Origin of the sequence: Mucilaginibacter sp. L196, from assembly GCF_009765905.1 — a bacterium.
In the GTDB taxonomy this organism is placed as follows: domain Bacteria; phylum Bacteroidota; class Bacteroidia; order Sphingobacteriales; family Sphingobacteriaceae; genus Mucilaginibacter.
The window spans coordinates 967,547-984,518 of sequence record NZ_LMUO01000019.1; the positions used below are offsets into that span (position 1 = coordinate 967,547).

At 39.4% G+C, this 16,972-nt stretch carries 11 protein-coding genes; 10 read left to right on the top strand and 1 reads right to left on the bottom strand.

Annotated elements, in window-relative coordinates; translation table 11 throughout:
- Window positions 1-5: 5 nt before the first annotated feature.
- Window positions 6-245, top strand: coding sequence for a hypothetical protein (locus tag GSQ74_RS20580; RefSeq protein WP_158996083.1), 240 nt, complete (start codon window positions 6-8; stop codon window positions 243-245).
- Window positions 246-351: 106 nt separating this feature from the next.
- Here the strand turns inward: GSQ74_RS20580 and GSQ74_RS20585 are convergent, their stop codons facing one another.
- Entirely contained in the window at window positions 352-1,572 is a 1,221-nt protein-coding gene (locus GSQ74_RS20585; RefSeq protein WP_158996084.1) for an ATP-binding protein, read from the bottom strand.
- Window positions 1,573-1,979: 407 nt separating this feature from the next.
- Here GSQ74_RS20585 and GSQ74_RS20590 point away from each other — a divergent pair, with 407 nt between their 5' ends.
- The 9 genes from GSQ74_RS20590 to GSQ74_RS20630 all read left to right on the top strand — a co-directional run bounded on the left by GSQ74_RS20590 (window position 1,980) and on the right by GSQ74_RS20630 (window position 16,946).
- Entirely contained in the window at window positions 1,980-3,422 is a 1,443-nt protein-coding gene (locus GSQ74_RS20590) for a TolC family protein (RefSeq protein ID WP_158996085.1), read from the top strand.
- A gap of 122 nt (window positions 3,423-3,544) precedes the next feature.
- On the top strand, window positions 3,545-4,624 hold the full coding sequence (locus GSQ74_RS20595) for an efflux RND transporter periplasmic adaptor subunit (RefSeq protein WP_216846790.1): 1,080 nt from the start codon (window positions 3,545-3,547) through the stop codon (window positions 4,622-4,624).
- Window positions 4,625-4,669: 45 nt separating this feature from the next.
- Window positions 4,670-7,930 (top strand): efflux RND transporter permease subunit, encoded by a 3,261-nt coding sequence (locus tag GSQ74_RS20600; RefSeq protein WP_158996087.1) that lies wholly within the window; start codon window positions 4,670-4,672, stop codon window positions 7,928-7,930.
- The gene (locus GSQ74_RS20605; protein ID WP_158996088.1) at window positions 7,927-11,250 is read left to right on the top strand and encodes an efflux RND transporter permease subunit; all 3,324 of its coding nucleotides are present in this window, start codon (window positions 7,927-7,929) and stop codon (window positions 11,248-11,250) included. The genes GSQ74_RS20600 and GSQ74_RS20605 overlap by 4 nt, the downstream gene beginning before the upstream one ends.
- 70 nt (window positions 11,251-11,320) lie before the next feature.
- Window positions 11,321-11,980 (top strand): Pr6Pr family membrane protein, encoded by a 660-nt coding sequence (locus tag GSQ74_RS20610; RefSeq protein ID WP_158996089.1) that lies wholly within the window; start codon window positions 11,321-11,323, stop codon window positions 11,978-11,980.
- Between the two features lie 109 nt (window positions 11,981-12,089).
- Window positions 12,090-13,253 carry a putative sensor domain DACNV-containing protein gene (locus GSQ74_RS20615; RefSeq protein ID WP_158996090.1) on the top strand — a complete coding sequence of 388 codons (1,164 nt, stop codon included), beginning with the start codon at window positions 12,090-12,092 and terminating at the stop codon, window positions 13,251-13,253.
- Window positions 13,254-13,361: 108 nt separating this feature from the next.
- Entirely contained in the window at window positions 13,362-15,143 is a 1,782-nt protein-coding gene (locus GSQ74_RS20620) for a glycoside hydrolase family 9 protein (protein WP_158996091.1), read from the top strand.
- A 93-nt stretch (window positions 15,144-15,236) separates the two neighbouring features.
- Entirely contained in the window at window positions 15,237-16,127 is an 891-nt protein-coding gene (locus GSQ74_RS20625; protein ID WP_158996092.1) for an oxidoreductase, read from the top strand.
- Between the two features lie 12 nt (window positions 16,128-16,139).
- Entirely contained in the window at window positions 16,140-16,946 is an 807-nt protein-coding gene (locus GSQ74_RS20630; RefSeq protein ID WP_158996093.1) for an AraC family transcriptional regulator, read from the top strand.
- Window positions 16,947-16,972: the final 26 nt, after the last annotated feature.

Genomic DNA, 16,972 nt, shown 5'->3' on the forward strand with positions numbered 1-16,972 from the left:
AAATTATGAAAAATATAAAAATAGCATTTGCCTTATTGGCTACAGCAGCTTTTACTGGATGTATTGGCGATCATACGGCTGGAAGCGGCCAGGATACTGCGCAAAACTCTTATCAGGTACCTGCCGATAAAACCAAGAGTGATACAGCGAATATCATCAGGTATACCGGCGATACCCAATCAATGGATTACAGCGCCAACGGTGGAGCTGGTTTAATTAAGCTCGATACCAGTATTAAGCGGTGAAATTAAAATAAGTATTCACCGGACAACCAAGTTTGAAAAAAAACGCTCGAAAAAGCAAAGAATAAATTGCGCAAGCTTTACAATAGGCCCAAGAAATAGGAGTTTTTTATTTTTTTATAGATAGAAAAAATGTAGTGCCTATACCCTGAGTAGATTTTACGTAGATATTGCCTTTTAAGGCCTTAATAAGGTCTTTTACAGTTGCCAACCCAATTCCGGTGCCTTTTTTATTATAGCGATCGGTGATTTTTAAGGTAAAGCTATTGCTGAATATCTTTTCGTGGTAAGCCTCTGCTATACCAATTCCATTATCCTCTACCTCAAATTTGTAATACTCGTCGTCTTCTGCAAAACGAATAGCAATTATGGTTTGATGTTTATCATTATACCTGATAGCATTACTTATTAAATTGATAAATATCTGCTCAAAAGCAACTATGGAAAGTGTTAATTTAGGATTGGTATCCGGTAAAATAATTTCAAGATTATCAGGTATATTAATCATACTGACAACTTTTTTTATAGATTGTTTTAAATCTATTTCAGATTTTTTCACTAACAGCAACGATGGATCTTTTGAATAATCCAACATTTCATCAAGCAGGCTAATTAAACGCGTTGTTGATGTGATATTAAGATCAATAAGACGGCTACAGCCTTCATCCTGTAGTTTTTGCAGGCGTATTTTTAACGCCTGTGATGTTAACAATATGCTACTTAAAGGGTTTTTAATATCATGGGCCGCTGTCGAAGCAAACTTCTGTATAAATACATTCGCGTCTCTTAGCTCCTGATTAGCAATTTGCAAATCCGTAATTTTTCTTCTTAACTCCAATTTGTCAACCACTTGTTTGGCCAGTACTTTTAAAGCAGTAGTTTGTTCGGCGCTTAACTGTTTTTTCTTCCGATCAATAACACAAAGTGTTCCCAGTGCAAAGCCTTCTTCATTAATTAATGGTACGCCTGCATAAAATACTATTTTAGGATTACCGGTAACTAATGGATTATCTGCAAAACGCTCATCTTTACGTGCGTCATCAACTATCATAATCTCATTATAAGAAACGATGGCATGTGCACAAAATGATTGTTCTATTGGCGTTTCAGAACCTGCTAAACCTATATGTGATTTAAACCATTGACGCTCTGTATCAACTAAACTTATTAACGCTATTGGTGTTTGGCAAATTACAGAAGCGAGTGTTGTTAGTTCATCAAAGTCCTTTTCTGCTGCGGTATCTAATATATTATATGAACGAAGTGACGCTAATCGCTCGTCTTCGTTTAAAGATAGGGGAGTGGAATTGTGTTGATCCTGATAAAACAATTATAAAGTCAATTAGAGTATACTAAGGTATCTGTTATATTTTAATTTCGCTGTTATTATGCCAGTTTTTAATAAAACCTCAGGTTTTGAAATATAAAACGATTGATAAAATAGGTGTACCTCAAATTGTATTTCTATTAAATCTCAGTGATTATAAGTTCATTTTTTTTAGCAGGAAAAACTAAATAAGTACTTGTTTTATTGTTAGATAGGTAGTATAAATAACAATAAGAATAGCATATAAACAATGATATTATTTATATTATTAAGTAACAATCTTATATCTATAGTTTATTATTGAACGCTTAACAATATTGTTACTTATTATAATCAGGTATTTTATCATTTTTGCAAACAGTTACGGTTTACGGGTGTATATACAGCACAATTAGTACCGCTATGAAATTATGAAATACAAATTATCTTGCTTAGCTAAATTAATCAATGATTTTCCAGGTATTCTAACCCGCAGGGTTTTGTTAATCGCCTGTCTTTCAGTTGTAGCAATACATAGTTTTGCACAAACCCCCGATACAAATAAATTATTTGTACCCATTGGCAGAGATACCAGCAATAAGGCTGTTGATTATCTCACACTTAGGCAATGTATCAATTACGCGTTTGAACATCAACCTTCAATAAACAAAGCATTGATAGGTGTTGATATTGCCCATGCAACAAACTCTATAAATTTATCAGGATGGTTGCCACAGGTTAGTGCCAATGGCGATCTGGTGCATTATATACAACAAAGCAGCAGTGGCACTACTGTACCAACAACTAGTACATCAACAGGAACATCTGCAACAAGTACTCGTACCACTTATGGTAATACATTCGTACCCGAATTACAGGTGTCGCAGGCTATTTTTAACCCAAGTTTGTTGTATGCCGCCAAAAGCGCGCCTTTTTACATACAGCAAGCGCAACAAGTAAGCGATAGTACTAAAATATTCATCGTATCTACAGTAAGCAAATCATTTTATAACGTGCTGCTTACGCTGGAGCAAATTAATGTTTTAAAGGAAGACACCGCCCGCTTAGGCCGAAGCTTGCGCGATTCTTATCATCAATATGTTGGTGGTATTGTTGACGAAACCGATTATGAAGAGGCAGAAATATCTTTAAATAACTCAAAAGCTCAACTTAAACAGGCAAATGAAAATGTTGTTCCTGAGTATGCTGTATTAAAGCAATACATGGGCTATCCGCCTGCAAAGCAATTTAATGTGGATTTTGATACGCTGCAAATGATGCGGGATATTCATATCGATACCACTCAGCAACTGGACTATGAAAAACGCATTGAAGTTCAACAAGTAAAAACACAACTGGCATTACAAAATCAATTGGTTAATTATTACCGGTTATCATTCCTGCCTACAGTATCAGCCTTCTATAATTATAATCTTGATTTTGAAAGTAACAAAGCTTCCGAGCTGTTTAATAGTTCTTATCCAACATCATTGATTGGCTTATCAGTCAGCATACCAATTTTTACTGGCTTTTACCGTACAAACAATTTACGCAAAGCCAGATTACAAGAAAGGCAATTGGACTGGGATGCTGTCGACCTAAAATCACAAATTTATTCTCAGTACACCTCGTCATTAGCTAATTATAAGGGCAATATGTATAACCTTGAGCTATTGCAAAAAAATGTAACATTGGCCAAAAGGGTTTACTTTGTTGTTCAGTTACAATATAAACAAGGCATTGTGGCATATTTGAACGTTATCACAGCCGAATCCAATTTAATATCATCAGAAATCAGTTATCTAAACGCTTTATTTACGGTACTATCTAACAAGATCGACCTGCAAAAAGCAATGGGCACCATCACATACTAACGCAAAAATCACAACCTGGCATGAACAAAATAATTTTAAATATGGTTTTTGCAAGCTGCTTAATTCTAAGCGCTTGCGGTAAAAAACAACCCCCTCAAAATAATGAGGTACCCGTTAATTTAATGAAGGTTAAGGCACAAACGGTGTTGTATTATGATAAATACCCTTCAACTACACAGGCATTAATGCAGGTTAATATATTACCCCAAGTACAAGGTGATGTTACTGGAATATTCTTCACAGAAGGTACTCATGTGAAAAAAGGTCAGAAGTTATATGATATAGATTCAAAAATTTACAAAGATAACTATGATGCAGCAGTAGCCAACCTAAAGGTATCACAAGGTACGTTGGTGCAATCTCAACAAGATGCCGATCGCTATGAATATTTGAATAAATATAACGCGGTAGCTAAACAATTGTATGATCATGCTGTAATCACACTTGTTAATTCAAAAAGCCAGGTGAAAGCATCGGCACAAGCGGTAAAATCAGCAAAAACAAATTTAAGTTTTGCAACAATTTACGCCCCGTTTGATGGTACAATCGGTTTCAGTAATGTTAAATTGGGTGATGTGGTATCGGTTAACACTACTATATTAAATACCATTTCAACTGATAACCCAATGGCGGTTGATTTTATCATCAACGAAAAACAGTTGCCAAGGTTTGAAAAAATGCTGCGCAATAAGAAACCTGTTGATTCATTGTTTACCATCGCTTTGCCTGATAATTCAATTTATCCCTATTTAGGAAAAATCTCGGTTATTGATCGTGCGGTTGATTCTCAAACAGGTGCTATCAGGATCAGGTTGGTATTCCCTAATCCCCAAGGAGATTTAAGGGTGGGTATGAGCTGTTTAGTAAGGGTGCATAATCAGGATGAAGCACCACAAATGGTGATCCCGAATAAAGCAGTTGTGGAGCAAATGGGTGAATATTTTATTTACATGGCCAAAGACACCATGGTTAACAATCCGGCAGCCAAAGCTGACTCTGCTAAAGATAAAAAGAAAGAGCTGATTGCAGTAGAGAAAAAAGTGCAGGTTGGCCAGGTTATAGGCGGCAACATTATTATAAAAAGCGGTATTAATATAGGCGATAGGGTAGTAACTGACGGAGTTCAAACGTTACATGATGGTGCGCCAATTACAACCAAGAATGTAGTACCGCCTGCATCTGGTGGTAAAAAAGGGAAATAATACCGGAATGATTATATACAGCTTCTATCCATTGAAATTTAATATATGATTGCTAATACTTTTATAAAAAGACCGGTAACTGCTATAGTTATATCTATTGTATTGGTGATCACGGGGATCGTTAGTATCCTTGTTTTACCTATTGACCAATACCCGGATATTACGCCGCCTGTTGTACAGGTGAATGGCCAATTTACCGGTGCCGATGCCCAAACTGTTGAACAAACAGTGGCTACCCCGATAGAAGAACAGGTAAACGGTACACCTGGCATGGAATACATGCAGAGCAACAGCACCAACAACGGGCTGATGCAAATGAATGTTACCTTTAAAATAGGTACCGACATTGATGTTGCCGCGCTTGATGTGCAAAACCGTGTAAGTATTGCCACTCCATTATTACCTGCCGTTGTAAGTCGTTTAGGCCTTACTGTACGTGCGGTAAACCCAAGCATGCTGATGATGGTGGCAATTTATGCACCTAAAGGCACACACAATATTACTTTCTTAGATAATTACACCAACATCTTTATACAGGATGCGCTTTTACGTGTACCTGGTGTAGGTAGTATCAGCAAGTTTACTGATGATTTCAGTATGCGTATCTGGATGAACCCAGATAAAATGGCATCCTACAGCTTAACTCCAACAGATGTTATCAATGCGTTAAATGCGCAAAACGTGCAGGTTGCCGCGGGTACCGCCGGTGTACCACCACAGTCATCAAGTCAAACCTACGAGTTAGGTATTTTGGTAAATGGTCGTTTAAGCACAGTTCCACAGTTTGAAAACATCATTGTTAAAACGATACCTTCTACAGGTGCTTTAGTATATCTTAAAGATATAGCCCGGGTTGAGTTAGGCAAGTTTACCTTCTCAAGTAACTCATTTGTTGATGGGCACCGCGCATCATATTTGCAAATATACCAGGCACCGGGCAGTAACGCATTGCAAACTGCAAAAGGTGTTTATGATGAACTTGCCAAGTTAAAACAAACCTTCCCATCTGATGTAACCTACAGCGTTCCGTTTGAAGCGGTTACAGTGGTAAAGGTTTCGATGGAAGACGTTGTTGGTACCTTGTTAAAAACCCTGGGTTTGGTTGGGGTAGTAGTGTTTTTATTCCTTCAAACATGGCGTTCAACGCTTATCCCTATTTTGGCTATTCCGGTATCTATATTTGGTACATTCTGCTTTTTTATTCCATTAGGCTTTAGTATCAATACCTTAACCATGTTTGGTTTTGTGTTGGCGATAGGTATTGTGGTGGATGATGCCATTATTGTGGTGGAGGCCGTACAGCACTATATCGATCATGATAAAATGTCGGCTAAGGAAGCAACTTATCAGGCCATGAAAGATATATCGGCCCCGGTTGTCGCTATCGCGTTGATCCTTGCGGCGGTGTTCGTTCCTGTTGGGTTCATTCCCGGCATTGTAGGCCGTTTATATCAGCAGTTTGCAATAACCATCGCTATATCAGTTATTATATCAGCATTTATAGCTTTATCGTTAACACCGGCACTTTGTACGTTACTGTTAAAACCTACTGATGAGAGTCAGAAAAATAAAGGTCTCACCAAATATTTTACCAAATTTAATGATTGGTTTCAACGTATTACCGATAGCTATACTGAAGGTGTAAGAAGGTGTATTGCCGGTGCTAAATACATAGTTATACTATTAGTTTGCGTGTGTATTGGAGCATATTTATTGTTTCAAGTTAAACCAACCGGCTTTATTCCCTCAGAGGATGATGGAAACCTGTATGTTACCTATCAGTTGCCACCGGCATCATCAACGGTGGCTGCAACAAATGTTATGCAGCAACTGATGAAAGTTGTTGGCACTACACCGGGTGTAGCACATTATGCAGCATTATCAGGCTTAAACGTAGTTACCAATGCAAGTAACTCCAACAATGGTACAATCTACTGCCAGCTTTCTCCGTGGGATGAGCGTAGCAAATCAACAGAACAGGTGCCGGGTATCGTTGGTGAACTACAAAGACGTATAGACTCGGCGGGAATAAAAAATGCTGCTGTAGAAGTTATACAACCGTCACCATTGCCAGGTGTTGGATCAACAGTAGGTTTCAGTATGCAGGTTGAACAGCGTAGCACAAACGATAATTTACAGCAATTTGAAACTGTAATGAATAAGTTTGTTGCGGATGCTAATAAGGATCCGGCTATTACCAGTTCGTATACTTTTTATACAGCGCACACACCGAATTATAATTTAACAGTCGATAGGGAAAAATGCGAAAAACTCGGAGTTAACATCAACGATGTCTTTACCGCCTTGCAGGCATTTATGGGTAGTTTATATATTAATGACTTCACTACTTATGCCCGTACATTCCACGTAGTAGTTCAGGCTGATACAGCTTATCGTGGCATGATATCAGACGTTGATAAATATTATGTACGTAACCAGGCTGGTACAATGGTGCCATTAGGAACTTTAGTTAGTTATTCGCCAACAGTTGCAGCGCCATTAATATCGCACTTTAACATTTTCCGTTCAGCCGAGATCGACGGTTCTAACAAGCCTGGATACAGCAGCACACAAGCGCTGGATGCTTTGCAAAAATTGGCAGCGAAAGATTTACCTACAGGATATGCGTACGAATTTTCAGGTTTGAGTTATGAGGAAATAAAAGCTGGTTCAACCACCATTTATATTTTCATGTTCTCAATCACGTTTGTATTTTTATTCTTAGCTGCTTTGTATGAAAGCTGGTCTGTTCCGTTCTCGGTACTATTAGCGGTTCCTATCGGTGCTTTTGGGGCCATACTGGCATTGGTATGCGTACCTGACTTAACAGATAATGTATATGCGCAAATAGGTTTAATTACACTGATAGGTCTGGCTGCTAAAAACGCTATCCTGATCGTAGAGTTTGCCAAAGTGCGTGTAGATAGGGGTGAGGAATTACTCAAATCAACATTGGACGCAGTTAGCTTACGTTTACGCCCTATTGTAATGACATCTTTAGCCTTTATATTAGGTGTGCTACCTTTGGTTTTGGCAACAGGTGCCGGTGCCGTAGGAAGACGAACCATAGGCTACACTGTATTAGGCGGGATGCTTGCGGCATCTACCATAGCCATATTTGTGGTTCCGGTACTGTATGTAATTATTACCAAGTTCTCTTATGGTAAGGAAAAACTAGAATACCTGAAGTCTCACCATAAAGAGTTAATGGAAAAAGCTAAGAAGGTTGAAGAGCAAAATATTGATCCTGAACTTGAATTTGAGATACAAAAATCTCGCGAACTGAATAAACCAGGTCAAGCATGATCGCTAACACATTTATAAAAAGGCCTGTAACTGCTATTGTTATCTCCCTGGTTTTAATGATTTCCGGGTTGATATGTCTTTTTAATTTGGCAGTCGATCAGTATCCTAATATATCTCCGCCAAGTGTTTCGGTATCAGGTTCGTATACCGGTGCCGATGCGGAAACTGTTGAGCAAACAGTAGCTACGCCGATAGAGGAACAGGTAAACGGCACACCGGGTATGGAGTACATGCAAAGCACCAATACCAATAGTGGCGGTATGAGCATAAGGGTTACCTTTAACATTGGTACCAATGTACAGATAGCCGCCTTAAACGTTCAAAATCGCGTGGGTATTGCAAGTCCTGCACTACCGGCAGTAGTAAGTAAATTAGGGTTAACTGTACGTGCAAGTAACCCGGATATGCTAATGCTGGTTGGGATATTTTCACCAAATGGAATGCACAATATTACATTTTTGGATAATTATACCAACACATTTATTTTAGATGCAATATTACGTGTACCCGGCGTAGGTGATGTAACCGCGCGTGCCGATCAGTTTAGTATGCGTATCTGGATGAATCCGGATAAAATGGCATCTTATAATATCACAACCGGCGATGTTGATTCGGCCTTAACTGCCCAAAATGTTTATGTAGCAGCCGGTGCAGTAGGCTCCCCGCCGCAACGTAGTTCACAATCTTTTGAAACAGGTATTTTGGTGAACGGTATGCTCAACAAAGCCTCTGATTACCAAAAGATAGTTGTTAAAACAAACCCTACCACAGGGGCAATGGTTTATTTAAAAGATATAGCCAGAGTAGAATTAGGCAAATTTACCTTTGCCAGTAACTCATTTGTTGATGGTAAGCGTGCGTCAATACTTCAAATATTCCAGTCGCCGGGCAGCAATGCATTACAAACCGCCGATAATGTTTATAAAGAGCTTGCCTTGCTGAAAAAAACATTTCCGGCTGATGTTGACTATAGTGTACCATTTGAATCAATTACTATCATCAAAGTATCCATGGATGAAGTGGTTGGCACGCTTCTAAAAGCCTTGGGCCTAGTTGCGATAGTGGTATTACTATTCCTTCAAAACTGGAGATCTACCATCATCCCTATAGTAGCCATCCCGGTATCCATACTATCTACGTTCATCTTTTTTATACCACTCGGGTTTACCATCAATACCTTAACCATGTTCGGTTTTGTACTGGCAATAGGTATAGTCGTGGATGATGCTATTATCGTGGTGGAAGCCGTCCAGCATTATATTGATGAGCAGCATATGTCGCCTAAGGAAGCTACCTACCAGGCTATGAAGGAGATATCAGCTCCGGTAATAGCTATCGCTCTTATCCTGGCATCTGTATTCGTCCCGGTAGGTTTTATACCCGGTATAGTAGGGCGGCTGTATCAGCAGTTCGCTATAACCATTGCAATATCGGTTATCATATCTGCATTTGTAGCGCTATCTTTAACACCGGCACTTTGTACATTATTATTACGTCCATCACACCACGAGGTTAAAAGCAAAAATTTACTCGTAAGGTGGACCGAGAAATTCTTCGAGTTTTTCAATAATACTTTCGAAAGAATAACTGCTAGGTATGTTAATGGGGTGAGAAGGTGCATTAAATACTCATGGGTTGTAATACTGGTGCTTGCCTGTATTTGTGTGGGCACGATATACCTGTTTAAATTAAAACCATCGGGTTTTGTACCATCGGAAGATGGTGGAAGGTTGTACATTACTTACCAGTTGCCCGATGCTTCCTCAACTTCGCAATCTGTCCAGGTGATGGAAAAGCTAATGAAGATAGTAACAAGCACTCCCGGGATACTGCATTATGCCGCTTCTTCCGGTTTTAACATACTTAACGGTGGTGCTACTTCCAATAGTGGTTCTATGTTCCTGATGCTTAAACCATGGGATGAACGTACAACACCAGGTACTATGTTCCCGGGGATAATGAAAGTGCTTACAACCAGATTTGCCAAGGCCGGTATAAAAAATGCCAGTGTTGTGGTGATACAGCCGCCGCCAATAAGGGGTATCGGTATCGCAGCTGGTTTCAGCATGCAAATTGAGCAGGGAAATTCGACTGATAATATACATCAGTTTGAAGCGGCAGTACATAAGTTTGTAGCGGCAGCTCAAAAAAAACCTGCTACATCAACGGCATTCAGTTATTTTTCAGCACATACACCAAGTTACGATCTAACCGTCGACAGAGCTAAGTGCGAGAAGTTGGGTATAAATATCTCAGACGTATTTTCAACAATGCAAGCGTATATGGGTAGTTTGTTTGTAAACAACTTTACGCTATACAATAGAACATATCATGTTGTTATACAGGCAGATACACAGTATCGTGCATTGATATCAAACATGGATAAATACTATGTGCGTAATTCGGTAGGTAACATGACACCTTTAAGCAGCGTTATTAGTTACAAGCCTACTATAGCTGCACCGCTGATCAGTCACTTTAATATCTTCCGTTCAGCTGAAGTTGATGGATCGATACCTGATGGATATAGTAGCGGACAGTCGTTGGATGAATTAACACATCTTGCGGAGACTGTATTGCCACGTGGTTATACCTTTGAGTTTTCGGGCTTAAGCTATGAAGAAATAAAAGCAGGATCGCTCACGGTTTATATTTTCATGTTTTCCATTGTGTTCGTGTTCTTATTCCTGGCTGCGTTATATGAAAGTTGGTCAGTACCATTCTCGGTAATGCTTGCGGTACCGGTTAGTGCTTTTGGTGCAATAGTTTTCTTAACGCTATGGCCGCTCGTTACACAAAATCAGCTTACAAACAATGTGTATGCCCAAATTGGTTTGATCACACTTATCGGTTTATCCGCTAAAAATGCCATCTTAATTGTAGAGTTTGCCAAAATACGCGTGGATCAGGGTATAGAATTACTGGAGGCGACATTGGAGGCGGTCCGCTTACGTTTAAGGCCGATAATAATGACCTCAATGGCCTTTATACTTGGCGTATTACCATTGGCGCTGGCAACAGGAGCGGGTGGCGCATCAAGAAACACTATTGGGGTAACGGTTTTGGGCGGGATGGTAGCTTCTTCAACCATTTCAATATTTGTTGTTCCGGTATTGTTTGTCTTGTTTACACGTTTCTCCTATGGTAAAAAACAATTGGAATGGTTACAAGCAAACCATGAATTGCTATTGGAAAAAGCTAAAAAAGTAGAGGAACAAAATATTGATCCGGAGTTGGAATACGAAATAGCTGAATCGCGTGAGCAAAATAAATTAGAAAGAGAGAAAAAAGGATTACATATTGGTAAAAAGAAAGAGTAGCAAGCATAAGCCTTGAATAATTAACAGTTATCAAATTATATAGGGTTAAATATTCTGCCTACATTTATATATGATAGATGGAAAAAGCAAAAAGATATTTTTGGGCATAATTGCTTTAACAGGTGTAATTGCAATCATATTACAATTATATGCAACCATTATAAACAGGGTAATACCCATTGGGGCAACGCTGATTAAATACTTTAGCTTCTTTACCATCCAAACCAATATTTTAGTTACTGCTTGCGTAATATTTGCACTATTTAACCTTAAATCTTCGTGGGGGAGGTTTTTTTCTCGTATTTCAGTCGTTTCCGCTTTAACCGTTTATATTATTATAGTAAGCTTAATTTATAATCTTATATTAAGGCAGATCTGGAATCCGCAAGGTTTACAAAAATTTGGTGATGAGCTTTTGCATGTGGTAATGCCGGCTCTTTTCATCCTGTATTGGATATTTTGCACATCTAAACTAAATTTAAAATGGAATGTAGGTTTATGGCTAGTATATCCATTAATTTATGCCGTATATGTGATTATTCGTGGTACATTAACCGGGGATTATTCATATCCCTTTATGGATGCAGGCAGTTTAGGGTATGCTAAGGTGTTTTTAAATATCGGAGGTTTGGTGATAGTTTTCCTGGGCTTTTCATTATTATTGGTCGCACTCGGAAAACTTCTAGCGAAAACAGAAAACAATAGGGTTAACTCGCCATTATTAAAGTAGATTGTTATATTCTTTAAATCTTATCTAACAAACCAGCATTCCAGCGTCATATTTTATAGCTATTATTGTATAAAGGCGAATAAGGCCTAATTTTATACCATTATAAAATATGGAAAGCCAAATTCAACAATCTTTACCGCAACCTACTTATAAAGCAGCTATTAGTGCTTCTGCTGGCATTGAAGCACATTTTGAACATCAGCAGCAACAAGCCCAATTACGTGGCGAAGAAAACCTTGCCCCAAAACCGGATAAACAAGTAATAGCGTCCATCATAGATACTGCTTTTTGGGCAAGCTTGCGGAAAGAGGAGGGGCGCTCGCCAAAAATATCGCTGGCCTTTCTTCCTCCTGAGAGTACAAGCCAACCACTCATATTTGAATATCCACTTGCTTTAACTGCCGACATTCTAACAAAACTTGCTCCCGCCGTTGAACGTCCAGGCATCCACCTCGGCGTATGGCAGCATGATAATGAATTATATATATGGGGTACTACACAAATTATCCCCGGTTTTTGCTTTGTGCTGGAAGTTGTTGAACCGGGTTTGCTGGTTGTTAAGCACCGCCGGGTTGATGGTTTTGGTAAATATGTTAACGTAGCTGTATTAAAAGGCGATGAAGTTAAAATTGTTGATGAAGATAGCATCAACATGCCTGATTGCCCGGGTATGCTGAATTCATTACTTGGTTTTACTAATACCTTTACGCATAATAATGCTGTAAACCTTCATGTACAGCTTGCGGTATCCATGCGGGCACATGGGCACGGAGGTACATTGTTGATCGTCCCATCCGATCATGAAGGCTGGCGCAAATCAATCATTCATCCAATGTCATACCCGGTTTCTCCGGCTTTTAATACTTTGTCTGTTCTGATGGAACAAAAAGTAAGTGAGAAGGATTTATCAGCCTGGCAGGAAAAGCTAAACGATGAAATTGAATTGATAGGAGGCCTTACCGCGGTAGATGGCGCAACAATTATTAACGATAAGCATGAATTGCTGGCCTTTGGTGCAAAGATCTCCCGTTCGCCCGGACATGAAACAGTTAGGCAGATAATGGTTACCGAACCCATCATTAATACACCCGCTGTAATTATACCACCCTCAAGCGATGGCGGTACACGTCATTTCTCAGCGGCCCAGTTTGTGTATGATCAGCATGATGCATTTGCTCTGGTGGCATCCCAGGATGGTCGTTTTACTATTTTCTCCTGGTCGCCCTGCGATCAGATTGTGTTAGCACACCGTGTTGATACGTTATTAATATAAAGTTTAATAAGAAGTGCATTTATAAGGACAATATCTAAGTGCTGACAAACTACTGTCAGCACTTATCTCATTTTATGTGTTTAAATTTGGGGGTATTAAACCAATTATATGTCAAAAGTTAAGTCTATCAAATTATTGTTTGTTTTATGCGGATGCCTGCTATCATTCGTCACCAACGCAAAACCAATAATTTATATTAACCAGGTTGCTTTTAACAGCGATGCACCTAAAGTTGCATTAATTGGTTACGATGAAAGTTTTACAGATAACCCAGGTTTTGCCTTAGTATCAGTAAATACTCACAAAATAGTTTTTACAGGTAAACTTGGCTGCGAGATGCAAATAACCGAATGGGCTCCCGGCAAGCATTTTTACAAAGCTGATTTTAGCGCCTTTACACAAGCCGGTAAATATCGTTTATCCGTAACCCTATCAGGTAAAACATATACTTCAGATGCATTTAATATCGGCGTTAATGAGTTAGCTAAACTCACTATCCCATCAGTAATACATTATTATCACAAACAACGGGCAAATACACCTGCTGAACTTGCTGCCGATTCAAAAATGAAACTTTTTGGTAGCGATAAAACAGTTGACGTTCATGGTGGATGGTGCGATGCCTCCGGCGATGTAAGTAAATATTTTTCACATCTGGCATATGCCAATTTTATGTCGCCGCAGCAAACGCCGTTGGTTACATGGTCAATGATCAGCGCTGACGAGGCTATCCCCGGTTTATTAACGAAACTGGGCGTAAAAGATTCATTAGAAAATGAAGCCTTATGGGGTGCTGATTATATGATGCGTTCGCTGTCAGATAGCGACTATTTCTATATGACGGTGTTTAGTTATTTTAATAAAAACCCTGATGCACGAAGAATAGTAGGTTTACACGCCAACAGCGTAACGACCAATGAGTACCAATGCGCTTTCCGCGAGGGTGGTGGCATGGCAATAGCTGCATTGGCCCGTATTTCCCGCTGGAAAAAGCATGGCGACTTTACCTCAAAACAATATTTGGATGGTGCCGAACGTGCTTTCGCGCATTTACTAATCTACAACACAAAATACGACGATAATCATAAAGAAAATATAATTGATGATTACTGCGCGCTGATGGCTTCTACTGAGCTTTGGATAGCTACGAATAAAAGTATTTACAAAACTGAAGCGCGTAAAAGAGCGCATCATCTGGCAATGCGTTTATCAAAGGCTGGCTATTTTATTGCTGATGATGGTATCCGCCCATACTGGCATGCCTCTGATGCTGGCTTGCCTATTATCGCTCTCGCCAGGTATCTGACAATAGAGAAAGATCCTGTCTATCGGTCAAGTGCATTGCAAACTATTAAATCAGCCTTGGATTATGAACTAAAGGTAACTAATGATATAAGCAACCCATTTGGCTACGCAAGGCAAACGTTTAGGTATAAGGACAGCATTAAAAACGGGTTCTTCATACCGCATGATAATGAAACCGGCTGGTGGTGGCAAGGCGAAAATGCCCGGTTAAGCTCGTTGGCTACTGCTGCAATAATTGGTTCAAGATTGGTTTATAATTCTCCAAATCAAATCAAACCAAGAAAGGCCTTAATGGCGTTTGCTTATAACCAGATCAATTGGATTTTGGGTGATAACCCTTATGAGGTATGCTTTATGTATAAGTTCGGCAAAAATAATGTGCCTTACATGCATTCAAATTTTGGGCATGGGTCTGAACGTGGCGGGATATCCAATGGCATCACTGGCAAAGAAGGTAATGGCGATGGTAGCGGGATAGACTATAAAACCGAAGATGCCGGCAACGAATGGCGCTGGACTGAACAATGGATTCCGCACGCAGCATGGTATCTGCAAGCTATGGCAGCCATGGTTGATGAAAAGTAATATCTCATGAGCTTTTTACCAAAGCAAATTGAGCTTTTTAACAAACCTTAGCTTTATAACATAACCTACCTTTGTTTTAAATAAATAAAGGATATGGAAAAGATTTGGTTTATAACAGGCAGTTCCCGCGGATTGGGACGCAGCCTTACAGAAGCAGTATTAGCTAACGGCGATAAAGTTGCAGCAACAGCCCGCAACCCCGAAGTATTAAATGATCTGATTGAAAAATATAAAGACCAGGTATACCCAATTAAACTTGATGTTACCAATTATACTGAAGTTAAAAAGGCAGTAGCAGATGCTGTAAAGCATTTTGGTAGGATTGATGTATTGGTAAACAATGCCGGTTTCGGTATTATTGGGGCTGCAGAGGCTTTTACAGAGGAACAGGTACGCAGCCAGCTAGAAACCAATTTATATGCGCCAATTGAAATTACACGCGCGGTATTGCCTTACATGCGTAAACAACGCTCAGGGCATATTTTGCAGATAAGTTCAGTAGGCGGACGGGTTGGTAATGCCGGATTAACCATGTACCAGGCCGCTAAATTTGGTTTGGGCGGTTTTAGCGAGGCGTTAGCGAAGGAAGTTAGCTCATTAGGTATACGTGTAACCTGTGTTGAGCCCGGTGGTTTTCGTACGGATTGGGCCGGAGCATCCATGAGCTATGCGCCTAAAGTTGAAGGATACGAAGAAACAGTAGATAAGCGCTATGATTTTTTCAAAAGCGGGCAATTTGTTCCGATGGGTGATCCTGATAAAGCCGCTAAAGCAATGATCGATTTAATTGATAGCGCAGAACCTCCTGTACATTTGGTTTTAGGTAGCGAAGCGATAAACATATTAAAAATGGCTGATGAGCAACGAAAAGAGGAAATGGAGAAATGGCTGCCGGTAAGTTTATCTACCGACCATGATGAAGCACCCAATTTCCTGGATACGGAAGCCGGAAAGACCATTATGAATATTAAAGGCAATAAATAATTAAATTTGATTATGCCGATAAAGGAAACAGAAAAAGATCCGAAACAGATATTGTATTCCTGCTATAGTCATATCAGCAGGGAAGGAGAACAATTCATACCCGAACACGTGTTCGGGTATGTTATTTCCGGTGGATCAGAATCCTATATCGCTGGTAAAACATATTTGTTTAAGGAAGGCGATTTTCGCTTTTTTAGAAAAAATCAGCTAACTAAGTACATAAAATATCCACCGGTAAATGGTGAGTATAAATCTCTTTCGATACGTATCGACCAACAAACTTTACGAAATATTAGCGCTGAGTATGATCTGCACGCCAATGAGCACTATAAGGGAGATAACACCCTTATCCTCAAACCCAATGCGCTATTCAAAAATTATATTGACTCATTAACGCCATATCTTGATGATGCTGAAAGTAGCAATAAAGTTTTAACTGGGTTAAAGGTAAAAGAGGCTGTGATGATATTGCTTCAAACTAATCCCGAATTAAAGGATGTATTATTTGATTTCAGCGAGCCGGGTAAAATAGACCTTGAAGCCTACATGAACGAAAATTATAAATTCAATGTTGATCTTAGTCGTTTTGCCTATTTAACAGGCCGTAGCCTGGCAACCTTTAAACGTGATTTTGAGCGTATCTTTAAACAATCACCCAATCGCTGGCTACAACAAAAACGGCTGAATGATGCCTGGTATCTTATTAAAGAAAGAGGTCAACGCACGTCAGATGTTTACCTGGAGGTTGGATTTAAAGACCTTTCCCATTTCTCATTCGCCTTTAAAAAAGCTTTTGGTGTGTCGCCATCGCATTTGTGATTCTTTAATTAATAGATAAGTTGAGT

Bases quoted from the DNA above. Each gene is read 5' to 3' on its own strand.
- GSQ74_RS20580 (WP_158996083.1), top strand. From the start codon at position 6: ATGAAAAATATAAAAATAGCATTTGCCTTATTGGCTACAGCAGCTTTT.
- GSQ74_RS20590 (WP_158996085.1), top strand. From the start codon at position 1,980: ATGAAATACAAATTATCTTGCTTAGCTAAATTAATCAATGATTTTCCA.
- GSQ74_RS20595 (WP_216846790.1), top strand. From the start codon at position 3,545: ATGAAGGTTAAGGCACAAACGGTGTTGTATTATGATAAATACCCTTCA.
- GSQ74_RS20600 (WP_158996087.1), top strand. From the start codon at position 4,670: ATGATTGCTAATACTTTTATAAAAAGACCGGTAACTGCTATAGTTATA.
- GSQ74_RS20605 (WP_158996088.1), top strand. From the start codon at position 7,927: ATGATCGCTAACACATTTATAAAAAGGCCTGTAACTGCTATTGTTATC.
- GSQ74_RS20610 (WP_158996089.1), top strand. From the start codon at position 11,321: ATGATAGATGGAAAAAGCAAAAAGATATTTTTGGGCATAATTGCTTTA.
- GSQ74_RS20615 (WP_158996090.1), top strand. From the start codon at position 12,090: ATGGAAAGCCAAATTCAACAATCTTTACCGCAACCTACTTATAAAGCA.
- GSQ74_RS20620 (WP_158996091.1), top strand. From the start codon at position 13,362: ATGTCAAAAGTTAAGTCTATCAAATTATTGTTTGTTTTATGCGGATGC.
- GSQ74_RS20625 (WP_158996092.1), top strand. From the start codon at position 15,237: ATGGAAAAGATTTGGTTTATAACAGGCAGTTCCCGCGGATTGGGACGC.
- GSQ74_RS20630 (WP_158996093.1), top strand. From the start codon at position 16,140: ATGCCGATAAAGGAAACAGAAAAAGATCCGAAACAGATATTGTATTCC.